The organism is Antarcticimicrobium sp., from assembly GCF_029212575.1.
Classification (GTDB): Bacteria; Pseudomonadota; Alphaproteobacteria; order Rhodobacterales; family Rhodobacteraceae; genus Antarcticimicrobium.
The window spans coordinates 1-5,225 of sequence record NZ_JARGPK010000082.1 but is presented as its reverse complement, the minus strand read 5'-3'; the positions used below and the strand labels follow the sequence as shown (position 1 = coordinate 5,225).

General features: G+C 65.1%; 4 protein-coding genes and 4 tRNA genes. 7 read left to right on the top strand and 1 reads right to left on the bottom strand.

Annotated features, from left to right (window positions below):
- Positions 1-325: anion permease (locus tag P1U75_RS17845; RefSeq protein ID WP_300245642.1), on the bottom strand; the 325-nt coding region annotated here is incomplete at its 3' end.
- 206 nt (positions 326-531) lie between these two features.
- On the opposite strand from P1U75_RS17845, the gene lon reads away from it, so the two are divergent.
- The 7 genes from lon (at position 532) to P1U75_RS17810 (ending at position 5,219) form a co-directional block, all read left to right on the top strand.
- Positions 532-2,943 carry an endopeptidase La gene (lon, locus tag P1U75_RS17840; RefSeq protein WP_300245639.1) on the top strand — a complete coding sequence of 804 codons (2,412 nt, stop codon included), beginning with the start codon at positions 532-534 and terminating at the stop codon, positions 2,941-2,943.
- Positions 2,944-3,084: 141 nt separating this feature from the next.
- Positions 3,085-3,501 (top strand): HU family DNA-binding protein, encoded by a 417-nt coding sequence (locus P1U75_RS17835; protein WP_300245638.1) that lies wholly within the window; start codon positions 3,085-3,087, stop codon positions 3,499-3,501.
- Positions 3,502-3,576: 75 nt separating this feature from the next.
- Positions 3,577-3,651: transfer RNA gene (locus P1U75_RS17830), tRNA-Val, on the top strand.
- A 117-nt stretch (positions 3,652-3,768) separates the two neighbouring features.
- Positions 3,769-3,844 (top strand) — tRNA-Val (locus tag P1U75_RS17825).
- Positions 3,845-3,963: 119 nt separating this feature from the next.
- Positions 3,964-4,902 carry a pirin family protein gene (locus P1U75_RS17820; RefSeq protein ID WP_300245636.1) on the top strand — a complete coding sequence of 313 codons (939 nt, stop codon included), beginning with the start codon at positions 3,964-3,966 and terminating at the stop codon, positions 4,900-4,902.
- A 112-nt stretch (positions 4,903-5,014) separates the two neighbouring features.
- Positions 5,015-5,091: transfer RNA gene (locus tag P1U75_RS17815), tRNA-Asp, on the top strand.
- Between the two features lie 51 nt (positions 5,092-5,142).
- A tRNA-Asp gene (locus P1U75_RS17810) sits at positions 5,143-5,219 on the top strand.
- Positions 5,220-5,225 lie beyond the last annotated feature (6 nt).

Sequence of the window (5,225 nt, the reverse complement as noted above, 5' to 3'; positions counted from 1 at the left end):
CCCCCCCCGCCGCAACCAGGAAGCCACCAAGGAACAGGAAGATCAGCGGGTTGCCATATTGGCCGGTGATCGTGGCCACGGGGGCGATCCCCAGCGCCGGCATCAGCGGGATCGGCAGCAGCGCGGTGACGGGCAGGGGGGCGGCCTGTCCGATCCACCAGATCACCATCCAGGCGGTCACGCCGACCAGACGCCAGGCCGGTGGCTCCAGCCCCGGCGGCACCGGCGCCAGCCACACGGCCAGCATCGCCGCCGGTCCGGCCGCGAGCGCCAGCATGCGCAGCCGCCGGATCCGTGCACCATCCGAATGAAGCCTGTCGGCCATCTGTCGCGATCCTGCCTGGCTCTTGTCCTGTCCGGTCCGGTGGTAGCAGTCTGAATTGGCGCTTGCCATAGGGCGCCCGCGCCGCTGCGGGGGAATGCGCGCTTGAAACCCCCCGGCATGTGCCCCAGATTACTACTCCGTAAGAGGAGACGCCGCACGCTGCCTGATTCAGGGGCCGGGCGTCTTGCCAAAAACAAGGACCGAGCATGCAAGAGCCCCTCAATTCCTCCTATCCCGTCCTGCCGCTGCGCGACATCGTAGTGTTCCCGCACATGATCGTTCCGCTCTTCGTGGGCCGCGAGAAATCCGTTCGGGCGCTGGAAGAGGTGATGGCCGATGACAAGCAGATCCTGCTGTCGAGCCAGATCGACCCGGCCGAGGACGATCCCGAAATCGAAGGCATCTACAAGGCCGGCGTGCTGGCCAACGTGCTGCAATTGCTGAAACTTCCCGATGGCACCGTCAAGGTGCTGGTCGAAGGACAGGCGCGCGTGCGCATCACCGAGTACCTCGAGAACGACTCCTTTTTCGAGGCGCGTGCCGAGTACCTGACCGAGATGCCCGGCGACGTGACGACGACCGAGGCGCTGCTGCGCACCGTGGTCGACGAGTTCGAACGCTATGCCAAGGTGCGCAAGAACATCCCGGACGAGGCGCTCGCGGCGGTGGGCGAATCCACCGATCCGACGAAGCTGGCCGACCTGATCGCGGGGCACCTCGGGATCGAGGTCGACCGCAAGCAGGAGCTGCTGGAAACCCTGGCGGTCTCCGAGCGGCTGGAAAAGGTTTATGGGCTGATGCAGGGCGAGATGAGCGTTCTGCAGGTCGAGAAGAAGATCAAGACCCGGGTCAAGTCCCAGATGGAGAAGACCCAGCGCGAGTATTACCTGAATGAGCAGATGAAGGCCATTCAGAAGGAGCTGGGCGACGGCGAGGAGGGCGAGGGCGAGATCGCCGAGCTCGAATCCCGCATCGCCGAGACCAAGCTTTCCAAGGAGGCCCGCGAAAAGGCCGAGGGCGAGCTGAAGAAGCTCAAGAACATGTCGCCGATGTCGGCCGAGGCCACTGTCGTGCGCAACTACCTCGACTGGATGCTGTCGATCCCCTGGGGCACCAAGTCGCGGGTGAAAAAGGATCTGGGCCGCGCGCAGGAGATCCTTGACGACGATCACTATGGCCTGGTCAAGGTCAAGGAACGGATCGTCGAATACCTCGCGGTTCAGCAGCGCTCGAAAAAGCTCAAGGGTCCGATCATGTGCCTTGTGGGCCCGCCGGGCGTGGGCAAGACCAGCCTTGGCAAGTCGGTGGCGCGGGCCACCGGGCGCGAGTTCATCCGGATTTCGCTGGGCGGGGTACGCGACGAGAGCGAGATCCGCGGTCACCGCCGGACCTATATCGGCTCGATGCCGGGCAAGATCATCCAGGCGCTGAAAAAGGCCAAGACCACCAATCCGCTGATCCTGCTCGACGAGATCGACAAGATGGGCCAGGATTTCCGTGGCGATCCCGCGTCGGCGATGCTGGAGGTGCTGGATCCGGAACAGAACAACACCTTTGTCGATCACTATCTCGAGGTGGAATACGACCTCAGCAACGTGATGTTCCTGACCACCTCGAACAGCTACAACATGCCCGGGCCGCTGCTCGACCGGATGGAGATCATCCCGCTGGCCGGTTATACCGAGGACGAAAAGCACGAGATCGCCAAGGCGCACCTGATCCCGAAACAGATCAAGAACCACGGGCTCAAGGCCAAGGAATTCGCGCTGACCGACGCGGCGCTGACCGCGATCATCCGCACCTATACCCGCGAGGCCGGGGTGCGGAACCTGGAGCGCGAGATCGCCAAGGTCTGCCGCAAGGCGCTGACCCGGATCATCAAGAAGCAGGACGAGAGTGTCACAGTGACGCCTGACAACCTCGACGACTTCCTCGGGGTGCCGAAGTACCGCTATGGCCTGGCCGAGAAAGAGGATCAGGTCGGCGTCGTTACCGGGCTGGCCTATACCAGCGTCGGCGGCGAGCTGCTGTCGATCGAGGCGCTGCGCCTGCCCGGCAAGGGCCGCATGAAGACCACCGGCAAGCTGGGCGACGTGATGAAGGAATCGATCGAGGCGGCCTCCTCCTACGTCCGTTCGGTCAGTCCGCAACTCGGCATCAAGCCGCCGCGCTTCGACCGCTGGGACATCCACGTGCACGTGCCCGACGGCGCCACGCCTAAGGATGGCCCCTCGGCTGGTCTGGCGATGGTGACGGCGATCGTGTCGGTGCTGACCCAGATCCCGGTGCGCAAGGATATCGCCATGACCGGCGAGGTCACCCTGCGCGGCAATGCCACCGCTATCGGCGGGCTGAAGGAAAAGCTGCTGGCGGCGCTGCGCGGTGGCATCACCACGGTGCTGATCCCGGAAGAGAATGAAAAGGATCTGCCGGAGATCCCTGACAACGTGAAAGAGGGGCTGAAGATCATCCCCGTCTCTCACGTGTCGGAGGTGTTGAAGCTGGCGCTGGTACGCGATCCCGAGCCGGTGGAATGGGACGAGGCGGCCGAGGAAGAGGCCGCCGCCGCCCGCGCCGCGCTCAGGCCCGAGGACGGGGTCGGCGCCACCGCGCACTGAGACCCGCACAGACATCTCGTGCAAAGACGACCGGGGGCGGACCGAATGGGTCCGCCCCTTTTTTTCGTCAAGCCGTACCTTTTCTGGCCTTGGCGGCGTCGCCGTACTAGAGTCGCGGTATAGCAGGAGACAGGAGATCCCATGCCAGACGACGCGCAGCCGGGAACCGGACCGACCAAGGACGAGGAGCAGGCCACCACGCCGGACGTGGCGCCGCAGGGCGCGCCGGTGGAGCCGCGGCTGGTGAAGGTCTCGGAGCCCGCCGTGGCCCGGCCCGATCTGAAAAAACGGGACCTGATCGAAGCGGTCCTGGAGCGCTGCGATGTGAAAAAGCGCGACGCCAGGCCGGTGATCGAGGCGATGCTGGCGGTGCTGGGCGAGACCCTGGCAGAGGGGCGCGGGCTGAACCTGGAACCGATGGGCAAGCTGCGTGTCAACCGGGTCGAGGACCGGCAGGACCGCCGCATCGTGGTCTGCAAGCTGCGCCGGAGCCTCTCGGCCCCCGAAGGCGGGGTCGACGACGCGGACGCGGCGCCCGGAACCGAGGCGGAGGAATAGCCCGGATCGAGGGCCGGCATTCTGCCCGATAGGGGCTTGCACGCGGTCGCAAGCTTGTATAAATCCCGCTCGCACGGGTGATTAGCTCAGTGGTAGAGCGCTTCGTTCACATCGAAGATGTCAGGAGTTCGAATCTCTTATCACCCACCATTTTCCCTGCCCGATGATCTGAACTGGCGAGCGGATCGCCGCGGGCCCAGCCGGGAAATCCGCCTTGCGCCACATGCTCTTGCCACCTCCGCCGGGAATGGATAAGCACGGCATCACGGGTGATTAGCTCAGTTGGTAGAGCGCTTCGTTTACACCGAAGATGTCGGGAGTTCGAGTCTCTCATCACCCACCAGCTTCCCCCTCACGCCCGCCCTTTCCTGTGCGATTTCGCACAGTCTTCCGATGGTTTCGAGGGTTTATTGGTGCTCATGCACGCATATCCTTTGTGGGCACCCGACGAAAGGATGACCCATGAGCTGGAACCCCGCCCTCTACCCGCAGTATCCCAACGCCGAGACACTCGATGCCGTCGAGACCGTGGTCGTGCCCCGCGCCCGCGATCTTGGCGGTTTCGAGGTGCGCCGCGCGCTGCCCGCGCCGCGCCGCCAGATGGTCGGCCCCTTCATCTTCTTCGACCAGATGGGTCCGGCGGAGTTCGTCACCGGCCAAGGCATAGACATCCGCCCGCACCCCCATATCGGGCTGGCGACGGTGACATATCTGTTCAACGGCAGGTTCCACCACCGCGATTCCCTTGGCACCGATCAATGGATCGAACCGGGCGCGGTCAACCTGATGACCGCCGGGCATGGCGTGACCCATTCCGAGCAGGTCGACGGCGACATGCTGAAGGCGCCCTACGACCTCTTCGGCATCCAGACCTGGATCGCGCTGCCCGAGGATCGCGAGGAGGGGCCGGCTGCCTTTTCCCATGTTCCAAAGGCCCGGTTGCCGCTGTTGCAGGGCGAGGGCAAGCAGGTGCGGCTGATCCTCGGCGACGCCTGGGGCGAGCGCGCCCCGGTCGAGACCCCGTCGGAGATGTTCTATGCCGATGCCATGCTGGAGCCGGGGGCCGCCATCCCGCTGCCAGACAACCACGAGGATCGCGGCGCCTATGTGCTCTCCGGCTCCGTCGAGATCGCCGGCGACAGCTTTGATGCCGGGCGGATGATGGTGTTTCGTCCGGGCGACAGGGTGGCCCTGCGCGCCGGTTCACATGGTGCAAGGCTGATGCTGCTGGGCGGGGCCACGCTGAACGGGCCGCGGCACATCTGGTGGAACTTCGTCGCCTCCTCGCAGGACAGGATCGAGGCCGCGAAAGAGGCCTGGCGGCAGAGCGATTGGGAGAACGGCCGGTTCCGGCTGCCGCCGACCGACAGCGGCGCGTTCATTCCCTTGCCAGGGGCCTGAGGGTGGTTCCGAAAACGCTCCAAAAAACGCCGGAATCCTGCGAAGGCCGCTTGACGGGGCAGGGGCGTGGCCATAATACACCCCAACGTCCGGTTCGCCGGGCGGGCAGTGAGCGGTTGTAGCTCAGATGGTTAGAGTACCGGCCTGTCACGCCGGGGGTCGCGGGTTCGAGCCCCGTCAACCGCGCCACCGCTGCCCAACCCCGGTCCGGGGCACAGGACCAGGTCGAAAGACCGATGCGCGGTTGTAGCTCAGCTGGTTAGAGTACCGGCCTGTCACGCCGGGGGTCGCGGGTTCGAGCCCCGTCAACCGCGCCACATTCC